Consider the following 16,669-nt stretch of genomic DNA (forward strand, 5'->3'; position numbering starts at 1 on the left):
CCGCAGTTCTCCCAGGCCGTGCACGCGGCCGTGCCGATCGCGGTCGCTGCCTCCTACGCCGAGCTGGCCGCCACCCACCCCTTCGAGGAGAAGGTCGGCAACTCCACCGTCCTGCACGAGCCGGTCGGCGTGGTCGGCGCGATCACCCCCTGGAACTACCCGCTCCACCAGATCGTCGCCAAGGCCGCCCCGGCGCTCGCCGCGGGCTGCACGGTCGTCCTCAAGCCCGCCGAGGACACCCCGCTCACCGCCCAGCTCTTCGCCGAGGCCGTCGACGCGGCGGGCGTACCGGCCGGCGTGTTCAACCTGGTCACCGGCCTCGGCCCGGTCGCCGGCCAGGCCCTTGCCGAGCACCCCGGCGTCGACCTGGTCTCCTTCACCGGCTCCACGGCGGTCGGCAGGCAGATCGGCGCGGTGGCCGGTGCGGCCGTCAAGAAGGTGGCTCTCGAACTCGGCGGCAAGTCCGCCAACGTCATCCTGCCGAGCGCCGACCTCGCCAAGGCGGTCAACGTCGGCGTCGCCAACGTGATGTCCAACTCCGGCCAGACGTGCAGTGCCTGGACCCGCATGCTGGTCCACCGCGACCGGTACGACGAGGCCGTCGAGCTGGCCCGGACGGCGGCCGCCAAGTACGGCGACCGGATCGGCCCGGTGGTCAGCGCCGAACAGCAGGCCCGGGTGCGCGGCTACATCGAGCAGGGCATCGCCGAGGGCGCCCGCCTCGTCGCAGGCGGCCCCGAATCCCCCCGCGAGAAGGGCTACTTCATCAGCCCGACCGTCTTCGCCGACGTGACGCCCGGAATGACCATCGCCCAGGAGGAGATCTTCGGCCCGGTCCTGACCATCCTGCGCTACGAGGACGAGGAGGACGCCCTGCGCATCGCCAACGGCACGGTGTACGGCCTCGCCGGCGCCGTCTGGGCCGCCGACGAGGCGGAGGCCGTCGCCTTCGCACGCCGTATGGACACCGGCCAGGTGGATATCAACGGCGGCCGGTTCAACCCCCTCGCCCCCTTCGGCGGCTACAAGCAGTCCGGAGTGGGCCGCGAACTGGGCGCGCACGGACTCACCGAGTACCTCCAGACCAAGTCCCTCCAGTTCTAAGGAAGTACGCGATCCATGGCCGTACGAGCCGCCGTCCTGCCCGCCATCGGTGCCCCCCTGGAGATCACCGGTATCGACCTGCCCGACCCGGGCCCCGGCCAGGTCCGGGTCCGCCTCGCCGCCGCCGGTGTCTGCCACTCCGACCTGTCCCTGTCCAACGGCACCATGCGCGTCCCGGTCCCGGCCGTCCTCGGCCACGAGGGCGCGGGCACGGTCGTGGCAGTCGGGGAGGGCGTCACCCACGTCGCCGAAGGCAGCCCTGTCGTCCTCAACTGGGCACCGTCCTGCGGCAGTTGCCACGCCTGCGCACTCGGCGAGGTCTGGCTGTGCGCCAACGCCCTGAACGGCGCCGCCGACGTCTACGCCCGCACCACCGACGGCACCGGCCTCCACCCCGGCCTGAACGTGGCCGCGTTCGCCGAGGAGACGGTGGTGCCGGCGTCCTGTGCGCTTCCCCTCCCCGAGGGCGTCCCCCTGGTGGACGCCGCCCTCCTCGGCTGCGCCGTCCTCACCGGCTACGGCGCCGTCCACCACTCGGCCAAGGTCCGCGCGGGCGAGACGGTGGCCGTCTTCGGCGCCGGCGGAGTAGGCCTCGCCACCCTCCAGTCGGCCCGTATCGCGGGCGCGTCCCGGATCATCGCCGTAGATGTGTCGCCGGAGAAGGAAGAGCTGGCACGGGCGGCCGGCGCGACCGACTACGTCCTCGCCTCCGACACCACCCCCCGGGAGATCCGCGCCCTCACCGGCAAACAGGGCGTCGACGTCTCGATCGAGTGCGTGGGCCGCGCGGTGTCGATCCGCGCGGCCTGGGACTCCACCCGCCGGGGCGGCCGCACGACGGTCGTCGGCATCGGCGGCAAGGACCAGGAGGTCACCTTCAACGCCCTGGAGATCTTCCACTGGGGCCGCACCCTGTCCGGCTGCGTCTACGGCAACACGGACCCGGCCCGCGACCTGCCCGTCCTCGCCGAACTCGTACGCGAGGGCCGCCTGGACCTCTCCGCGCTGGTCACGGAACGCATCGCCCTGGAAGGCATCCCGGCGGCCTTCGAGAACATGCTCGCGGGCAAGGGCGGCCGGGCGCTGGTGGTGTTCTGAGGCGGTCAGCGCACCTTATCGGGTCGCGGCCGTGCGTCGGCCGCGACCCGGACCACGCGGCCCCCGCGGGCCCGGGACCGCGACACGGCCACACCGGCGAGACACAGCACACCGCCGGCCATCGTGAGCACCCCCGGCACCTCACCGAGCACCAGCCAGGACATCAGCACCACCAGCGCGGGCACGGCGTACGTCGTCGCGCCCATCCGGCTGGCCGTGCTGCGGGCGAGGGCGTAGGCCCAGGTCGTGAACGCGAGCGCGGTCGGAAAGACGCCCAGGTAGAGCATGTTGAGGGTGGCGGACAGGGGCGCATGGGCCGCCTGGTGCACCAGCTGCCCGGCGAACGGCAGACAGCCCACCGCACCGACCAGACACCCGAACGTCGTCACCTGCAACGCGCTTCCGTGCCCCAGGGCGGGCTTCTGCGCGACGACCCCGCCGGCGTACGCCACCGCGGCGAGCAGACACAGCGCCACACCGAGCACGGAGTTGCCCCCGCCGCCGGACATCGACAGCCCGACGGTCACCGCACCGGCGAACGACACGGCCATGCCCGCCAGCAGCCGCGGCGGCATCGGATCGCCCAGCAGCCGGGCTCCGAGCAGGGCGATCAGCAACGGCCCGACATTCACGACGAGCGCCGCCGTCCCCGCGTCCACCTGCTGCTCACCCCAGTTCAGGACGACCATGTAGAGCCCGAACCACAACACTCCGGACAGCAGAATCCCCCGCCAGGCCGCCCTGGGAGGCAGCCCTTCCCTCCGTATCGTCCAGATGACCCCGAGGCCGAGGGCTCCCGCCGTCAACCGCCCCAGGGCCAGCGCACCGGGGGAGTAGGCCTCGCCCGCACTCCGGATCGCCACGAAGGCGGAGGCCCAGAGGACGACGGTCACGCAGGCAGCGCCGGTCGCGAGCAGGCGGGCCCGGCTTTGGTTGGCGTTCATCATGCTCCTGAGGTTAGGTACGGATCGTTGTTCTGGGCTGGCGGATATCGGACGGCCGAATTCAGCGCAACGCCTCCGCAGTGATCCCCAACAGGGCCGACAACTCCCGCTCCCCCGACGGAGTCACCTTCACCGCCCGATCCGAGCCGATCCGGACACACCACCCCGTATCCAGCGCATGCCGGCACAACGCGGCCCCCGCCGCACCCGCGAGATGAGGCCGCCGCTCGGTCCAGTCGAGGCACGCCCGGGCCAGCGGCCGTCGGCTCGACACCTCAAGGGGAATCCCCGCCGTACCGAACCACTCCACACCCGCATCCGTGAGCGCGAACCCCGTGTCCTGCCGCAGCAACCCCCGGAGGGTCATCGCGTCCGTGAGCGCCATTCCGAGGCGCCCCGCGAGATGGTCGTAACAGGTACGCCCCCGAGCCATCGCGGACCTCGCGCTCGACTCCCTCAGTGAACGTGGCCGTACACCCGCCGCAGGCACCTGCGCGGCGAGTTCCTCGACCAGCCCCGCCGCACGCGCGTCGGCCAGCCGCACATACCGATGGCGGCCCTGCCGTTCCTCCGCCAGCAGGCCCCCGGCCACCAGCTTGCCCAGGTGCTCGCTGAGCGTCGAGGCGGCGACCCCGGCGTGCCGGGCCAGCTCACCGGCGGTCCAGGCCCGCCCGTCTAGCAGCGCCAGCAGGCACGCGGCCCGCGTCTCGTCGGCCAGCAGGGAGGCGAGCGCGGCGAGACCGGCGGCCCGGGAGTCCTTCGCGGTCATGCGTCACAGCATGCGGCACGGACTCTTCGGCTCCCACCGAATTATCGCTGCGCGCTCTCCCGTACCTGCTCGTACTGCTGGGCCAAGCCGTCCAGCAGTGCCGTCAGCCCCGTCTCGAAGGCCCGCTCGTCGATCTTCTCCTGCTGCTCGGCGAGCAGATGGGCCTGGCCGAGGTGCGGATAGTCGGCGGGGTCGTAGGCGCTCGCGTCGTCCACGAAGCCGCCGGCGAACGAACCGAGCGCGGAACCCATGATGAAGTACCGCATCAGCGCGCCGATGGAGGTCGCCTGGGCGGGCGGCCAGCCGGCGTCGACCATCGCGCCGTACACCGCGTCGGCCAGTCGCAGTGCGGCCGGTCGGCGCCCCGGGCCCCTGGCCAGCACCGGGACGATGTTCGGGTGGTCGCGCAGGGCGGCCCGGTAGGAGACGGCCCAGTCGTGCAGCGCGGTCCGCCAGTCGCGGCCGTCCTCGAACATCGACAGATCGACCAGCCCGCTCACCGAGTCGGCGACCACCTCCAGGATCTCGTCCTTGGTACGGAAGTGGTTGTAGAGCGAGGGCCCGCTCACCCCCAGCTCGGCGGCGAGCCGGCGGGTGGACACGGCTGCCAGACCCTCCCGGTCCACGAGGTCCCGGGCCGTCTCGACGATCCGGTCGGTGCTGAGGAGGGGCTTGCGTGGTCGGGCCATGGCGCACATAGTAGGGCTGCGGATAGAAACTAGCAGTGCTAATTTAAATGTACGGCTTTCAAGCTAGACCTGGTGTGGGGTGATCGCGTGGTGAACCTGGAGCTGAGCGAGGAGCAGGCCGCCGTACGGCAGCTCGCCCGGGCCTTCGTGGAGCGCGAGATCGCCCCGCACGTCGTGGAGTGGGACCGGGGTGAGGAGGTCGACCGGGGGATCGTGAAGAAGCTCGGCGAGGTCGGCTTCCTCGGGCTGACCGTCGCCGAGGAGTACGGCGGCTCGGGCGGCGACCATCTCGCGTACTGCCTGGTCACCGAGGAGCTTGGGCGTGGCGACTCCTCCGTCCGCGGCATCGTTTCCGTGTCCCTCGGGCTCGTCGCCAAGACGATCGCCGCCTGGGGGGACGAGGAGCAGAAGCGGCGCTGGCTGCCGGGGCTGACGGCGGGCGAATACGTCGGCTGCTTCGGCCTCACCGAGCCCGGCACCGGCTCCGACGCGGGCAACCTCACCACCCGTGCCGTACGCGACGGTGACCGCTACGTCATCGACGGTACGAAGATGTTCATCACGAACGGGACCTGGGCGGACGTCGTGCTGCTCTTCGCCCGCACCACGGATGCCCCCGGCCACAACGGGGTCAGCGCGTTCCTCGTACCCACCGACACCCCCGGCCTGACCCGCCGCACCATCCACGGCAAGCTGGGCCTGCGCGGCCAGGCCACCGCCGAACTCGTCTTCGAGGACGTGCGGGTGCCCGCGTCGGCGCTGCTGGGCGCGGAGGGCAAGGGCTTCTCGGTAGCCATGTCCGCGCTGGCCAAGGGGCGGATGTCGGTGGCCGCGGGCTGCGTCGGCATAGCCCAGGCCGCGCTGGACGCGGCTGTGCGGTACGCCGGTGAGCGTGAGCAGTTCGGCAAGCCGATCGCCCAGCACCAGCTGGTGCAGGAGCTGATCAGCGACATCGCCGTCGACGTGGACGCGGCCCGGCTGCTCACCTGGCGGGTCGCCGATCTGATCGACCGCGGGCAGCCGTTCGCCGTCGAGTCCTCCAAGGCCAAGCTGTTCGCCTCCGAGGCCGCCGTCCGTGCCGCCAACAACGCCCTCCAGGTCTTCGGCGGCTACGGCTACATCGACGAGTACCCGGCCGGCAAACTCCTGCGCGACGCCCGCGTGATGACCCTCTACGAGGGCACCAGCCAGATCCAGAAACTGCTCATCGGCCGTGCCCTGACCGGGGTTTCGGCGTTCTGAGCACGTGTGCGACTGAGTACCTGCCTGAGTACCTCGGCGGATGTGGCGCGGGCCACGTCCGCCGATGCTCTTCCCCATGAGTGACACACCGGTCAAACAGCAGAGCACGGCCGCGTTCCACGGACAGGCCGTCGCCTCCTTCGCGGTCGCCATGTCCGCCACCGCCATCGGCATCTACCAGCTGGACACCGACGCCTGGGTCCGGGGCTTCCTCGCGATCGCGGTCCTCTACCTCGTGACCTCCGCCTTCACCCTGGCCAAGGTGATCAGGGACCGGCAGGAGGCGGGGCAGATCGTGAGCCGGGTCGACCAGGCGCGCCTCGAGAAGCTCCTCGCCGAGCACGACCCCTTCGAGAAGATCTGAGCCGGCGTGCTAAGCGCTCGCTCACCTTCGGCGGTATGGTGGTGCTCCTGCCATGGAGAGGGGCGAGCGAGCGATGAGTACGGCGGAGGAGACGACCGGCGGCGAAGTGGAGCCGTGGGAAGAGGTCACCCCTGACGCGGCCCGGCGGCTGCTCGTCGCCGCCGTGGAGGCCTTCGCCGAGCGCGGCTACCACGCGACGACCACCCGCGACATCGCCGGCCGCGCCGGTATGAGCCCGGCCGCGCTCTACATCCACTACAAGACCAAGGAAGAGCTGCTCCACCGGATCAGCCGCATCGGCCACGACAAGGCCCTCGACATCCTGCGCACGGCGGCGCGGCGCGAGGGTACGGCGAAGGAACGGCTCGCCGACGCGGTCAGCTCCTTCGTCCGCTGGCACGCGGGGCGGCGCACCACCGCGCGGGTCGTGCAGTACGAACTCGACGCCCTCGGTCCCGAGGCCCGTGCCGAGATCGTCGCGCTGCGCCGCCAGGTCGACGCCGAGGTGCGCGGGATCATCGAGGACGGCGTGGCCTCGGGCGAGTTCGACGTCCTGGACGTCAAGGGCACCACGCTCGCCGTGCTGTCGCTGTGCATCGACGTGGCCCGCTGGTTCACCGTGGACGGCCCGCGCACCCCCGAGGAGGTCGGCGCGCTCTACGCCGACCTCGTGCTCCGGATGGTCGGGTCGAAGTAACCGGCCCTGGGGCTCAGAGGTAGTACCGGGACACCGACTCCGCGACGCACACCGGCTTGTCGCCGCCCTCGCGCTCCACGGTGAAGGCGACGGTCACCTGGACACCGCCGGTGACGTCCTCGACGCCGGTGATCCTCGCGGTGGCGCGCAGCCGGGAGCCGACAGGGACGGGGGAGGGGAAGCGGACCTTGTTCGTGCCGTAGTTCACGCCCATCCGCACGCCCTCGACCCGGATCAGCTGCGGGCCGAAGAGCGGGAGCAGAGAGAGCGTGAGGTATCCGTGCGCGATGGTGGTCTTGAACGGCCCCGCCGCCGCCTTCTCCGGGTCCACATGGATCCACTGGTGGTCGCCGGTGGCCTCGGCGAACAGATCGATGCGCTTCTGGTCGACCTCCAGCCAGTCGGTGTACCCCAGCTGCTCGCCGACGGCCGCCTTCAGCTCGTCGGGGGAGGTGAAGGTCCTCGGTTCTGCCATGATCCCGGCCTCTCGCTCGCATCTCGCTCATACCTCTAAGCAACTGCTTAGCATGGTCGGGTACGGAGCGCCTGTCAACGGACCGCGACCAGCTTCGGGCGACCTAGGACCTGACTCCGGACGACTAGGCTCTGAGAAGTGCCCCAGATTCCCGAGAAGATCCATGAGCTGACCGTCGGCCAGTTGTCCGCGCGCAGCGGCGCCGCGGTCTCCGCCCTGCACTTCTATGAGTCCAAGGGCCTGATCAGCAGCCGCCGCACGTCCGGCAACCAGCGACGCTACAGCCGTGACACCCTGCGGCGGGTCGCGTTCGTCCGCGCGGCACAGCGGGTGGGCATCCCGCTGGCCACGATCCGGGACGCGCTGGCGCAGCTGCCGGAGGAACGGACGCCGACGCGGGAGGACTGGGCCCGGCTGTCGGAGATGTGGCGGTCGGAGCTCGACGAACGCATCAGGCAGCTGAACCGTTTGCGCGATCACTTGACCGACTGCATCGGGTGCGGGTGTCTCTCGCTGGAGAACTGTGTGCTGTCCAACCCGGACGATGTGTTCGGTGAACGGCTCACCGGGTCACGGCTGTTGGCGGAGAAACGCTGAGCCCGGCCACCGGGGAGGGGGGCGCGGGTCTGCCGGGTGCGGGTCGTTGCTCTACTCGTACTCGGTCCCGCCCTTACGCGTCAGGTACGCCGGGCTCACCGCCTTGGCGATGGCCCGGCCCCCTGTCACCGCGCTGTACCGCTCGACCGCAGGGCGTACGACCACACCCTCCCGCAGATGCAGGCCCCGCCCGGACACCGTCTCCCGCCCGCTCGCGAACTCCAGCACCCGCTCGATGGCGTACGGCCCCGCATACAGCCGGGGCACCACCGCCAGCTCCCCCTCCAGCAACTCCGCCGCGTCCAGCCACCGCACGGCGCCGTCCACCTCGACCGAGACGTCGAAGGCCGCGTACCCCAGCGTCTCCCGCCGCCCGTCGGCGCCGTACGACAGGTCCTGCACCCCCGCGCCGTACACCTCCCCGAAGATGCCGACCCGGCGCGCACCCAGCCGCTCGGCCAGCAGTGCCGCCGCCTCGGCGACGCCATGGCCCCGCACCGCCCGCCAGTACAGGTTCCGTGGATCCTCCTTCAGCGCCAGGGACTTGGCGCCGAAGCCCTTGGAGGACACGTACACCCGCCCCTCGTCGGCGACGTACGTCAGCAGGCACGCCGAACCGTGCAGCTTCTCCGTCAGGACGACCGGCTCGCCCGGCGTGAAGATGTCCGGGTAGCGCTGGATGTTCTCGATGTCGACCCACGGCAGCAGATCGGGAGCGGACTCCACGTCGCCGTTCATGGTCGGCGGGATCGGCGGCACCCACTTGGTGATGCCCAGCCGCTCGGCGAAGTCCGTCCCCTCGGCCGCCGCCCGCGCCAGATCGACGTCCGCCAGCGCCTTCGGCCGGCACACGATGCCCTGTGACAGCTCGCCGCGCAGCCGCACCGCCTTGACCCGGTTGGCCTCGCCACCCGCCAGCCGTCCGGTCAGCCCCAGCTCCTCGATCAGACCGGGCGGGAGCAAGGACTGCTCGGGGATGTAGACGGCGGTCTCACCGGTGCGGTACGCGCCCTTGGGGACGACGGCTCGGTACAGGCCCACTTGGGCCAGCTCGAGCGCGTCGGCGTTCGGATGCTCATGGACGGCCAGCACTTCGGCGGTGACGCGCAGCGTCGACATCACAACTCCTCGGGTGTGCGGGCACAGGGATGCCCGTCAGATGTGTTTCATCGCCTCCAACTGTCCGCACGGGAAAGCGGTGGAGCGACCGGATTCGGGTCTGCTAGCGTCGCGCCCTCCGGCCGGCGGCAAGGGTCTGGCGCCCCGGCCTGCCCTGCGAAGAGCGGTGGAACGACCCGTACTGGACCAGTCCGCCGGCCACCAACTGTGCGTTTCCATCCGCCCGTTGGCCGTCCGGGAGGAACAGGGTGTCCTCCAGGCCGATCCGGGTCGCCAGGCCCAGTCGGCCGGCCAGCCGCAGCACCGGCCAGGTGCCGCCCTCCTCGCCGTGCAGCAGGACCGGCCGCGCGAACGCCTCGCCGAGGTCCGCCAGCAGGGCGCGCGCCGAAGCCTCGGCGGTCGCCGGGTCCGGGTCGGTCACCTCCGCCAGCACGCGCAGCACCCTCGGCCGGAGGGGAGAGTCCGCGAACCGGGCCGCTGCGTCGGTGCCGGACCAGATGCCCGCCTCGACGCCGACGCCCATCGCGAGCAGCTGCTCGGCCACCGCTTCGGCGCCCGGCTCATGCCAGTTGACCGAGGCGAAGTCGGGCAGCACCGACCAACTGCGCACCCGGGCCAGCCGGGCCGCCGGATCGGGCTCCGCCCAGGCGCCGGTCGTCACCCCGACCGGCACCGACACCCGCGCCCGGATCGCCTCCAGGGTCGGTGCCAGCACGCGCGGGGAGAGGCTGTCGTGGCCGCACGGTGTCTTCGGGTGGACGTGGACCGCTGTGGCCCCGGCCGCGACCGCCTTCGCTGCGGAATGGGCGATGTCCTCGGGTGACATCGGCACGGATGCGCTGTCCGCTGGGGATCGGCGGCCGTTCAGGCAAGCCTGCATAGTGCTCCCCTTTGCAGTGCCGTATGGCGTGATGCCGAGATGGGTCGTCGGTCGTCTGCGGTTCCGTCGTGGCTGGTCGCTCCCCCAAGTTCTCGGCTTCGCTCGAACCCGGGGGGACCCCCATCGCGGCGGAGCCGGATATCCCATACAGCCCCGCGCCCCTCAGGGAGCTGCGATGCCGTCGGCCGTAAGGGACCCCACCATCGCCCCGAGCCGACAGGGGTGCGGCATCCCCCTACGCACCCCCCAGGAATCCCCCCAACCATCAGGCCGACATCAGCAGTTGCCCCCGCCTGGCCGATGCCAGCGCTTGTGGTGTGAGCACGGGGCGCGGGACGAGTATCCCGCAGGCCGTGCAGACCGGGCCGGACGACGGTTCGTGGTCCAGGCCGTACCGCCAGATCAGGCGGTCCTCTCCGCATACCGGGCAGCCCCCGCCCGGTTCCCGCTCCAGGGCGGCGATCAGCCGGCGCAGCACCTCGGCCAGCGGCTCGCCGGGGTGGACGCGCGGGTCGTCGCACCAGGCGACCCCGAAGCCGCCCCAGGTCAGCCGGTGCCAGTCGTCCACACTGCCCGGCCGGCGCAGCCCGTCGTGCTTCTCCTTCCTGCGCCGCTCGGTGAAGTCGGTCTCATAGGCGAGCCAGACGGACCGTGCGTCCTCCAGTTCCTCCAGCGCGGCCACGAGCCGCACCGGGTCGGGGGAGCGGTCCTCGGGGCCGAAGCCCGCCCGGGAGCACAGATGGTCCCAGGTCGCCCGATGCCCGTAAGGGGCGAACTTCTCAAGGCACTTGCGCAGTGAGTATCGCCGCAGCGCCAGATCGCAGCCCGGATCGCGTACCTGTCTCGCCAGACTCCGGAAACCGGCCATCGCCTTGCACCTCCGTCACACCTGCACCTGTACTTCGGTCACTTCGGTGTCGTCGCACGGACGTCGCCGAATAGACGTATCGACAGGCGATTCGGCTCCATCTCTTCTCGTGCTCTTCTCTTCGTTCTGCCTGTGGACTCTGGAAAGTGACGCATGTTCATCTTTAAAGCTGGGGATACCGGCGGTAACGTTCGGCCACCCCTGTCGCTAGGAGCTGCCATGCCACGGCGAACCCCACGCACCGCCCTTGACAGATTGAGAACGTCCCGCCGCTTCCCCGGGTTCCTGAAGACCGCGTCGATATGCGTTCTCGTCGCCGGACTTCTCTCCCCCCTCACCCAGCAGGCGGCCGCCGCCCCGGCCGCGGCCTCGAACGACTACTGCGGTGGCCAGTGCTCGGACATCCTGCCGCCCGGCGAGAACGGCAACGCGACGCTGGCGCAGATCCTGCTCAACCAGGCCTTCGGCACCCAGCCCTCGCACGCCGAGGACCAGCTCGGGCCGTACGCCAATCTGGCCGGCGGTTATTCAGGCCTGACCGATTCGACGATCAACAACTTCTTCAACGACTCCTCGTTCGGCGTCCCGTCCGACCAGGTCGCCTCCACCGAGAAGCCGAGCGGCCGTAGCGATGTGACCATCGTCCGGGACAAGAAGACCGGTGTGCCGCACATCACCGGCACCACCCGGTACGGCACCGAGTACGGTGCCGGTTATGCGGCGGCCGAGGACCGGCTGTGGCTGATGGACGTCTTCCGGCACGTCGGCCGCGGCCAGCTGACCTCCTTCGCGGGCGGCGCCGCCGCCAACCAGGGCCTGGAGCAGGAGTTCTACCGCAACGCGCCGTACACCGAGGCCGATCTCCAGGCGCAGATCGACAACGCCGTCGCGAGGAACGGTGCCCGTGGACAGCAGGCCCTCGCCGACGCACATGCCTACCTGGACGGCATCAACGCCTATATCGACGCTTCCGACAGCGGCCGTTATTTCCCCGGCGAATACGTCCTGACCGGCCACAAGGACGCGATCACCAATGCCGGGACCATAGACCACTTCAAGATCACCGACCTGGTGGCGCTGGCCTCCGTGATCGGCTCGCTGTTCGGCTCCGGCGGTGGCGGCGAGGTCAGCAACGCCCTCTCGCTGATCGCCGCGCAGTCCAAGTACGGCGTCGAGGAGGGCACCAAGGTCTGGGAGTCCTTCCGTGAGCGCAACGACCCCGAGGCCGTCCTGACCGTCCACAACGGCGAGAGCTTCCCGTACGGCACCAAGCCGGACACCGCCCAGGGCGAGGCCCTGCCCGACCCCGGCACGGTCACCCAGGAACCGCTCGTCTACGACCGCACGGGCAGCGCGGCCGGCGCGGCCGCAAAGAGCACCTCCGCCTCGGCCGCGAAGACCACGCTCAGCTCGGCCCACCGAGGGATGTCCAACGCCCTTGTCGTGAGCGGCAAGTACACCGCGAGCGGGCATCCGATCGCCGTCTTCGGGCCGCAGACCGGCTACTTCGCCCCGCAGCTGCTCATGCTCCAGGAGATCCAGGGCCCGGGCATCAGCGCGCGCGGCGCCTCCTTCGCGGGTCTGAGCATGTACGTCGAGCTGGGCCGCGGCCAGGACTACTCCTGGAGCGCGACCACCTCCGGCCAGGACATCATCGACACCTACGCCGTCGAACTGTGCCAGGACGACTACCACTACCTGTATCACGGCACCTGTACGGCCATGGACAAGGTCGAGCAGAAGAACGCCTGGTCGCCGACCACGGCCGACAGCACACCGGCGGGGTCGTACACCATGCGGGTCTGGCGCACGAAATACGGCCCGGTGGAGTACCGCGCGACCGTCGGCGGCACGAAGGTCGCCTACACCACGCTGCGCTCCTCGTATCTGCACGAGGCCGACTCGATCATCGGCTTCCAGATGCTGAACGATCCCGGTTACGTCAAGGGCCCGCAGGACTTCCAGAGCGCGGCCCAGCACATCAACTACACCTTCAACTGGTTCTACGCCGACTCCCAGCACACCGCGTACTACAACAGCGGTGACAACCCGGTCCGGGCGGCCGGCGTCGACTCCGAGTTCCCGGTCTGGGCGCAGCCCGCGTACGAGTGGCAGAACTGGGACCCGGCCACCAACACGGCCGACTACACCCCGGCCTCCGCCCACCCCAACTCCATCGACCAGGACTACTACATCTCCTGGAACAACAAGCAGGCCAAGGACTACACGACCGCGTCCTGGGGCGACGGCTCGGTGCACCGCGGCAATCTGCTGGACGACCGGGTGAAGAAGCTGGTCGCGGCCGGCGGGGTGACCCGGACCAAGCTGGTGCAGGCCATGGCGGACGCGGCCCTCGCCGACCTGCGCGCCGAGGACGTACTGCCGAAGCTGCTCAAGGTGATCAACTCCTCGCCGGTGACCGACCCCACGGCCGCCGACGCGGTGAACAAGCTCCAGGCGTGGGTGGACGCGGGCGCGGGGCGCACGGAGACGTCCGCCGGTTCGAAGACGTACGCCGACGCCGACGCGATCCGCATCCTGGACGCCTGGTGGCCGCTGCTGGTCAAGGCCGAGTTCGAACCGGGCCTCGGCAGCGATCTGTACACCGATCTCACCGACAACCTGTCGATCGACGAGGCCCCGTCCGCCGGACACGGCCCGACCGGCTCGCACGCCGGAAGCTCCTTCCAGTACGGCTGGTGGAGCTATGTCGACAAGGACATCCGGGTGGTGCTCGGGGAGAACGTGCAGGGCGGGCTCGCCGAGAAGTACTGCGGCGGCGGTGACCTCGGCTCCTGCCGGGACACCCTGATCAGCACCCTGAAGACGGCCGCCGGCACCAGCGCGTCGACGGTCTACCCCGGGGACTCCCTGTGCTCGGCGGGCGACCAGTGGTGCGCCGACTCGATCGTCCAGCGCACCCTGGGCGGCATCAAGCACTACAACATCAGCTGGCAGAACCGGCCGACCTTCCAGCAGGTGGTCGAGTACACCTCACACCGGTAGACCGGTAGACCGGTAGATCAACGACCGTTGGCAGTGGGCCGGTATCAGGTGATACGGCCCGCCGCCAGCGCCAAGCGTGCCAGCTCGGGGTGCACGATGTCGCTGTGTGCCCCGGTCGGCGGGCCGCCGTGGCAGACGACCGCGGCCGCGTCGACGTTCACGCATCCCGAAGCGGGCAGCGGTCCCCTCAGGGCCGCCGCGAGATCCAGCCGGACGGTCCCCGGCACCGCCTGCACCCCGTCGTACCCCATGGCGCCCCACTCCGGCCCCAGCACGGCCGCGATCTCGCTGCCCACACATGAGCGGTTGTCCCCGGACAGCCGGGAGGCCAGCGGATAGAACGTGCCGAGCGCCGTGTCGAAGTGCGAGTAGCAGCACACCAGCGGCCCGTCGATACGCCGCTGCAGGTCCTTGAGCGCCCCCGCCTTGTCCGGGGCCTGCGGCACCCGCTCCGCGAACGCGAAATGCGAGAAGGCGCCTTGCAGGAGGGTCACGGACTTCACCGTGCGGACCCCGTCCGGGAGCCCGCGCAGCGCGAACGACACCAGCCGCCCGCCGAAGCTGTGCCCCATCAGATGCACCCGCACCCCGGGCGCCGCACCGGCCAGCGTGCCGAGCACCGGCCCGAGACCCTGCTCGCCGACCGTCCCGGCACGCCGTTTCATCACGTAGTACGTCGCCTGCCGCAGCAGCTCCTTGGCGCCGTCCCAGGGGTTCGGGATGCTGAACCCCTCGGACGGTGTGCCTGCGGACCGCACGGCCGCGAGCGCCTCGGCGAACTCCGCGCACGCGGCCGCCGGGTCCATGGTGAACACGCCCGGCTCGCCCTCCTCCTCCGTGTCGGCCGCGCCGGGCCCGCGCTCGGCGTCGATCAGCTGCCGCACCAGTCGCCCGAACTCCGGCAGCCCCTGGGGGCCGTCCGGCCGTTCGTCCAGCATCCGGCCCAGCTGGTCGATCAGGGCGGCCCGGTCCGGGAAGACCGCCACCAGGGCCCGGCGGGTGTCCGCGTCCAGGGCAGCCGTCGGGGGTGCCGCGGCCGCCGCCGACTTCGGGAAGTCCGGGATCGGCTCGTCGCTGAACTGCATCGACGGCCAGATCACGCCCACGTACCCGATGCGGGCCTTCGGGGCGAGCCCCGGGATCGGGGCGAAGAAGCGGCGGTACAGCGCGGTCGCGCCCGAGCGGTCGTCGTTCCAGCCGTGCGCGAAGACGATCAGGTCACGGACGCCGTGCTCCGTGACCTGCGCCACCAGTCGGTCGCGTTCGCGGCCGTCCACGTCCCCGTCCGAGTCGAAGGTCAGCTCCCAGTAGGGAGTCACGCTCATCCCAGGATCCGCCATACCAGGCTCCCTCGTCGCCCCGGAAACGATGCGTAACGATGCGTCGCGCACGTATCGTCCTGCTCCAGGGCCAAGTTGGCCATACACCACGCCTGACCTCCTCACCCGTAGAGGAGATATTCCTTCCGAACCCGCCGGAACGCGGCCAGCTCCTCCTGCCAGGCGCCGGTCACCTCGTCGGTCCTCGCCCCCGCGTCGATCATCGTGCGCACCCGGGTGGAGCCGGTGAGCTTGTCGATCCAGTTGTCCGGGCGCCACGCGAAGCCGGGCCAGACCTTCCGCACGGTCACCAGCAGGGCGATCCCGGTGCGTACGGGGTCGTAGGCGGCCCGGTCGTGCACATGGATCTGCACCCCGCCGACCGTCTTGCCCTCGAACTTGGAGAACGTGGGCGCGAAGTACGCCTCCCTGAACCGCACCCCGGGCAGCGCGAGTTCGTTCGCGGCGGCGGCCCAGCGGCCGTCGAGGCCCTCGGCGCCGAGCAGTTCGAAGGGGCGGGTCGTGCCCCGGCCCTCCGAGACGTTGGTGCCCTCGAACATGCAGGTGCCGGAGTAGACGAGGGCCGTGTCCGGGGTCGGCATGTTCGGGCTCGGCGGCACCCACGGCAGCACGGAGGCGTCGTACCAGTCCGAGCGCTGCCACCCGGTCATCAGGACGGTGTCCAGCGTGACCGGCCTGCTCAGGAACTCCCCGTTGAACAGCCGGGCCAGCTCCGCGACCGTCATCCCGTGTGCCTGCGCGATCGGCTGCCGCCCGACGAAAGTGGCGAACTCCTTGTGCAGCACAGGTCCTTGGGCGTCTCGTCCGGTGACCGGGTTCGGGCGATCCAGGACCACGAAGCGCTTGCCGGCCAGCTGGGCCGCCTCCATGCAGTCGTAGAGCGTCCAGATGTACGTGTAGAAGCGGGCGCCGACGTCCTGGATGTCGAAGACGACCGTGTCGACGTCGGCGGTGGTGAAGATGTCGGCGAGTTGCTTCCCGCTCTTGAGGTAGGTGTCGTAGACCGGCAGTCCCGTCGCGGGGTCGGTGGAGCGGCCCTCGGAGCCGCCCGCTTGTGCGGTGCCTCTGAAGCCGTGTTCGGGGCCGAAGACTGCCGTCAGCTTGACGCGGGGGTTTTTGTGCATGACGTCGACGATGTGTGAGGTGTCTCTGGCGATGCCGGTCGGGTTGGTGACGATGCCGATGCGCTGGCCGCTCAGTGCCGAGTAACCGTCGGCTGCGAGCCTTTCGAACCCTGTGCGGAGTTGTTCGCGGTGTTGGGGTGGGACTGGAAGGGTTGCCATCGTGGCCGAAGCGAGCAGGTTGCGTCGGGACAGGTGCATAGGGGTGGCCTCCGTCGTGGGTGACGTGCACGCCGTCAGTGGTTGCTCGCGCAGTTCCCCGCGCCCCTTGAGGTTGGTGCAGTCCCCCTTCCTTTTACACATACCGACTGGTTAGTCTGGACCGAACCAGAGCCGATGCGCGCCGCGCGAAGTCG

At 70.6% G+C, this 16,669-nt stretch carries 16 protein-coding genes; 7 read left to right on the forward strand and 9 right to left on the reverse strand.

What is annotated here, in order from left to right; translation table 11 throughout:
* Together M878_RS82900 and M878_RS82905 are read left to right on the forward strand one after the other, a co-directional pair.
* Positions 1-1,104 (forward strand): aldehyde dehydrogenase family protein (locus M878_RS82900; protein WP_023551860.1); only part of this gene is annotated, 1,104 nt, incomplete at its 5' end.
* Positions 1,105-1,119: 15 nt separating this feature from the next.
* Positions 1,120-2,202: a Zn-dependent alcohol dehydrogenase gene (locus M878_RS82905; protein WP_023551861.1), complete on the forward strand. Its 1,083-nt coding sequence runs from the start codon at positions 1,120-1,122 to the stop codon at positions 2,200-2,202.
* Between the two features lie 5 nt (positions 2,203-2,207).
* Here the strand turns inward: M878_RS82905 and M878_RS82910 are convergent, their stop codons facing one another.
* The 3 genes from M878_RS82910 to M878_RS82920 are packed head-to-tail and all read right to left on the reverse strand — an operon-like array spanning position 2,208 to position 4,604.
* Positions 2,208-3,149: a DMT family transporter gene (locus M878_RS82910; protein WP_078630466.1), complete on the reverse strand. Its 942-nt coding sequence runs from the start codon at positions 3,147-3,149 to the stop codon at positions 2,208-2,210.
* 58 nt (positions 3,150-3,207) lie between these two features.
* Entirely contained in the window at positions 3,208-3,915 is a 708-nt protein-coding gene (locus M878_RS82915; protein ID WP_023551863.1) for an ArsR/SmtB family transcription factor, read from the reverse strand.
* Positions 3,916-3,956: 41 nt separating this feature from the next.
* Positions 3,957-4,604 (reverse strand): TetR/AcrR family transcriptional regulator, encoded by a 648-nt coding sequence (locus M878_RS82920; RefSeq protein WP_023551864.1) that lies wholly within the window; start codon positions 4,602-4,604, stop codon positions 3,957-3,959.
* 90 nt (positions 4,605-4,694) lie between these two features.
* Between M878_RS82920 and M878_RS82925 the strand changes: the two genes are divergently transcribed.
* From M878_RS82925 to M878_RS82935, 3 genes are all read left to right on the forward strand, one after another.
* Positions 4,695-5,846: an acyl-CoA dehydrogenase family protein gene (locus tag M878_RS82925; protein ID WP_031226590.1), complete on the forward strand. Its 1,152-nt coding sequence runs from the start codon at positions 4,695-4,697 to the stop codon at positions 5,844-5,846.
* A 76-nt stretch (positions 5,847-5,922) separates the two neighbouring features.
* A complete protein-coding gene (locus M878_RS82930; protein WP_031226591.1) occupies positions 5,923-6,210 on the forward strand; it encodes a YiaA/YiaB family inner membrane protein in 288 nt (95 codons plus the stop codon).
* 73 nt (positions 6,211-6,283) lie between these two features.
* Positions 6,284-6,907: a TetR/AcrR family transcriptional regulator gene (locus tag M878_RS82935; protein ID WP_023551867.1), complete on the forward strand. Its 624-nt coding sequence runs from the start codon at positions 6,284-6,286 to the stop codon at positions 6,905-6,907.
* Between the two features lie 13 nt (positions 6,908-6,920).
* Here the strand turns inward: M878_RS82935 and M878_RS82940 are convergent, their stop codons facing one another.
* The gene (locus M878_RS82940; protein ID WP_023551868.1) at positions 6,921-7,382 is read right to left on the reverse strand and encodes a MaoC family dehydratase; all 462 of its coding nucleotides are present in this window, start codon (positions 7,380-7,382) and stop codon (positions 6,921-6,923) included.
* Between the two features lie 138 nt (positions 7,383-7,520).
* Between M878_RS82940 and soxR the strand changes: the two genes are divergently transcribed.
* On the forward strand, positions 7,521-7,979 hold the full coding sequence (gene soxR, locus M878_RS82945) for a redox-sensitive transcriptional activator SoxR (RefSeq protein WP_023551869.1): 459 nt from the start codon (positions 7,521-7,523) through the stop codon (positions 7,977-7,979).
* A gap of 51 nt (positions 7,980-8,030) precedes the next feature.
* On the opposite strand, the gene M878_RS82950 is transcribed toward soxR, so the two are convergent.
* From M878_RS82950 to M878_RS82960, 3 genes are all read right to left on the reverse strand, one after another.
* Positions 8,031-9,098, reverse strand: coding sequence for an RNA ligase (ATP) (locus tag M878_RS82950; RefSeq protein WP_023551870.1), 1,068 nt, complete (start codon positions 9,096-9,098; stop codon positions 8,031-8,033).
* A gap of 103 nt (positions 9,099-9,201) precedes the next feature.
* Entirely contained in the window at positions 9,202-9,978 is a 777-nt protein-coding gene (locus M878_RS82955; RefSeq protein WP_051430141.1) for a 3-keto-5-aminohexanoate cleavage protein, read from the reverse strand.
* A gap of 265 nt (positions 9,979-10,243) precedes the next feature.
* Entirely contained in the window at positions 10,244-10,846 is a 603-nt protein-coding gene (locus M878_RS82960) for a hypothetical protein (protein WP_023551872.1), read from the reverse strand.
* A gap of 219 nt (positions 10,847-11,065) precedes the next feature.
* Between M878_RS82960 and M878_RS82965 the strand changes: the two genes are divergently transcribed.
* Positions 11,066-13,852, forward strand: a complete 2,787-nt coding sequence (locus tag M878_RS82965) for a penicillin acylase family protein (protein ID WP_031226595.1) — start codon at positions 11,066-11,068, stop codon at positions 13,850-13,852.
* Between the two features lie 44 nt (positions 13,853-13,896).
* Here the strand turns inward: M878_RS82965 and M878_RS82970 are convergent, their stop codons facing one another.
* Entirely contained in the window at positions 13,897-15,192 is a 1,296-nt protein-coding gene (locus M878_RS82970; protein ID WP_031226597.1) for a hypothetical protein, read from the reverse strand.
* A 101-nt stretch (positions 15,193-15,293) separates the two neighbouring features.
* Positions 15,294-16,514 (reverse strand): exo-beta-N-acetylmuramidase NamZ family protein, encoded by a 1,221-nt coding sequence (locus tag M878_RS82975; RefSeq protein ID WP_023551875.1) that lies wholly within the window; start codon positions 16,512-16,514, stop codon positions 15,294-15,296.
* Positions 16,515-16,669 lie beyond the last annotated feature (155 nt).

Origin of the sequence: Streptomyces roseochromogenus subsp. oscitans DS 12.976 (assembly GCF_000497445.1) — a bacterium.
GTDB classification, from domain to species: Bacteria; Actinomycetota; Actinomycetes; order Streptomycetales; family Streptomycetaceae; genus Streptomyces; species Streptomyces oscitans.